This window comes from Desulfovibrio sp. 1188_IL3213, assembly GCF_036763145.1.
Taxonomy (GTDB): Bacteria; Desulfobacterota; Desulfovibrionia; order Desulfovibrionales; family Desulfovibrionaceae; genus Desulfovibrio.
The window spans coordinates 1-2,940 of record NZ_JBAIYR010000303.1 but is presented as its reverse complement, the minus strand read 5'-3'; the positions used below and the strand labels follow the sequence as shown (position 1 = coordinate 2,940).

General features: G+C 55.1%; 3 protein-coding genes and 1 pseudogene. All 4 read left to right on the top strand.

Annotated features, from left to right (window positions below):
* A partial coding sequence (locus V6C16_RS10625; RefSeq protein WP_333543173.1) for a hypothetical protein occupies nt 1-216 on the top strand: 216 nt, incomplete at its 5' end.
* Entirely contained in the window at nt 185-505 is a 321-nt protein-coding gene (locus tag V6C16_RS10620) for a thioredoxin family protein (RefSeq protein WP_333535006.1), read from the top strand. The genes V6C16_RS10625 and V6C16_RS10620, both read left to right, overlap by 32 nt.
* A gap of 111 nt (nt 506-616) precedes the next feature.
* On the top strand, nt 617-1,093 hold the full coding sequence (gene grdA, locus V6C16_RS10615) for a glycine/sarcosine/betaine reductase complex selenoprotein A (protein WP_333535007.1): 477 nt from the start codon (nt 617-619) through the stop codon (nt 1,091-1,093).
* 644 nt (nt 1,094-1,737) lie between these two features.
* Nucleotides 1,738-2,940, top strand: a pseudogene (locus V6C16_RS10610) (hypothetical protein); the annotation flags it as partial.

The window sequence follows — 2,940 nt, the reverse complement described above, 5'->3', positions numbered from 1 at the left end:
TGCGAAAAATTCTGGACACTACCACTTACTTACTTCACGTTCATCAAGCCATCTATCCAAGCTCTTTTCTCTGAGCACAGCGTCTTTTTCGTTCATTTCCCTGTTCCTCCACAAAAATTCTCACGAGGGCCCCGGCCCGCCTTTACCCATAAAGTTTCAATCAGCCGCAAGCAAAGCGAGGTGCATGATGATTATTGTCGACAAGGAAAACTTTGAAGCCGAAGTGCAGCAGAGCGCCATGCCCTGCGTGGTGGACCTGTGGGGCCCGCAGTGCGGTCCCTGCCTGGCCCTTATGCCCGCTGTGGAAGAGCTGGCCGCAGCCTATGAAGGCAAGGTCAAGTTCTGCAAGCTCAATGTGGCGGAAAACCGCCGCCTGGTCATCAGCCTGCGCGTCATGGCCGTGCCCACCATCCTGTTTTACAAGGGTGGCGAGTGCGTGGCCCGCCTGAATGGCGATGCCGTGTCCATTGAGTCCATCAAGGCCGAGACGGACAAGCTGCTGTAACAGTTTCGCGTCAGGGCGGGCCGCTACGGCCTGCCCGGCGCCTGGATGGGGATGACGGGCCGCCGCATTGGCCCGTATTGACACAACGCCCATAATCTCAAGGAGTATGTAATGGGTAAGCTAACAGGCAAGAAGCTTCTGCTGCTTGGTGAAAGGGACGGCGTACCCGGCCCGGCCATGGCGGATGTCTTTGCGAATTCGGGCGCGGAAATATTGTTTTCCGCCACCGAATGCTTTGTCTGAACGGCCGCAGGGGCCATGGATCTGGAAAATCAGCAGCGCGTCAAGGACGCGGCTGAGAAGTTTGGTGGCGAGAACGTTGTGGTGATTCTCGGCTCTTCCGACCCTGAAGGGGCGGAAATATATGCCGAAACCGTCACCATGGGCGACCCCACCTTCGCCGGACCCTTGGCCGGAGTCCCGTTGGGACTCTGCGTGTATCACATTCTTGAACCGGAAATTAAGGACGAAGCCGATCCCGCCAAGTGGGAAGAGCAGATCAGCATGATGGAAATGGTCCTTAACGTGGACGCGCTGGTGGCGTCCGTAAGCAAGATGCGTGAAGCCAACAGCAAGTTTAGCCTTTAGAGCAGACTAACTTTGAGAATGTATTTTCTCAAAGTTTAAGACACGCTCGCTTCGATGCTTAACCGCGCAAGTAAATAGCTCGCTGTCTTCGCGGCAGGCGTTGGCGAGCCTGCGAGCCTTACGAATGGCGACAGTGGTTGTGTGGAAACAAAGCGCTCGTTACACATGGTGTCTGCAAGCGTAGTTTCCCGCGTTACAACTCCTGAAGCATCCGTAACTTCCTTTGTCGTAACGGCTGAAGCTGCGCTTGCATCTTTGCGGCGGGCGGCTGCCGCCGGACACAGGGACGGTTCGGAATGAAAACGCATGAAAACAGGACTCCGCCTGCCGGGAAACCGAGGGCGGAGTCCTTCGTTTGTGCTATAATCGGCCAGAAAAAATGGAAATTGCAGGTATAAAGGTGTAGCGGACAGGAGTGTTTCATAAGTGATATTTATAACAATTATGGTAAATTATCTCTTTGATTGCGCCCTATAGCTTGCATAAATTTTGCCGATATGTTTCCGTGGGAGATCAGATAATTCGCGAAGCTTCACGGCCGAGACATGCCGCCGTATGACTTTCTTTGACCACTGCAGTAATGCAGAGAATATATAATTGCATGCAGGAAAGAACTGTTCAACTCTCAGCCAAGCAGTGTTACTATGAATTCATTTTCTTTGCGCGGAAAGTTTATTTTGACGATCACCATAGGTGCTGTGGCCCTTGCCGCCATGTTCGCCTTTTCTCTTGACGCCGTATCCACCCTTGACCGCTCGTTTTTACAGATGCGGAATGTGGATGTGGTGGGCAAGATCACCAGCCTTGAAATCGGGAAGGACATCAACTATGTGAGCCGCCTTACCCGTGATGCCATGCTGGGCGGCAACATTGAAAAAGATATCAAACAGCAGGGTGAAATAGCCAAGCGCAACGAAGAGCGCTTTCAGCAGCTTGCCGCCATGCCTTTCAGCAAAGAGGAAAAAAAGATTATTGATGAGGCCCGCACGGCCGCCATCAACTTTATCGCCAATGGCCGCGATGTGCTTTTGCCGCTACAGTCTGTTCCCGCTGACCAACGCTACATGGCCTATAAAGAATACGCCAAGATGGTCACCCCCTACGCCATGGCCTACCGCGATCAGGGCGGCCTGTTTGACAAGGCCATGAACTCCCGTTTTGACGCCGCCATGCAGCAGATGCAGGAACAGCTTGACCACAGCCGCACCACCATGTGGATAATCCTGGCTGTTTCCATGCTGGCTATTTACGGCGTGGGCTTTGCCTCCACCAGCCGCGACCTTGATGTCATGCGTGAGTGCATTGCCTTTGCCGGCGAGCTGGGGTCTGACGGCCTTACACGCAGGCTCGACATGAGCAAACGGTCTTCCATCACTCCCCTGGTCAGGGCTTTGAACGCCACGGCGGACAATCTGGACAACTTCAGGGCCGAAACGCGCAAGGCCGCAGCCGAGGCGCAAAAAGAGCGCGATGAGGCCCATGGCTTCATGCTTCAGGCCCAGGCCGCCAAGGAAGAAGCCGAAAAGGCCAAGGTTGAGGGCATGCTGTATGCCGCAAACCGGCTTGAAACCGTGGTGCAGACGCTCAACGCCACCACGGACAATCTTTCCAGCCTTATTCACAACGCCAATGACGGGACCACACGCCAGGCCGACCGCATGCGCGAAACAGCTTCGGCCATGGAGCAGATGAACGCCTCCATGCTTGAGGTGGCCCAAAGCTCTTCCCACGCGGCAGGCACGGCCGATCAGGCCAGGGGCAAGGCGCAGGACGGCTCGACCTCGGTTACGGCGCTGCTTGACAATATCCGCGAGGTGCAGCAGCAGGCCGGAGAAATGAAAGACGGC

What these genes read in the sequence shown, in the direction of transcription:
- V6C16_RS10620 (WP_333535006.1), top strand. Translation starts at nt 185, where the DNA reads ATGATGATTATTGTCGACAAGGAAAACTTTGAAGCCGAAGTGCAGCAG.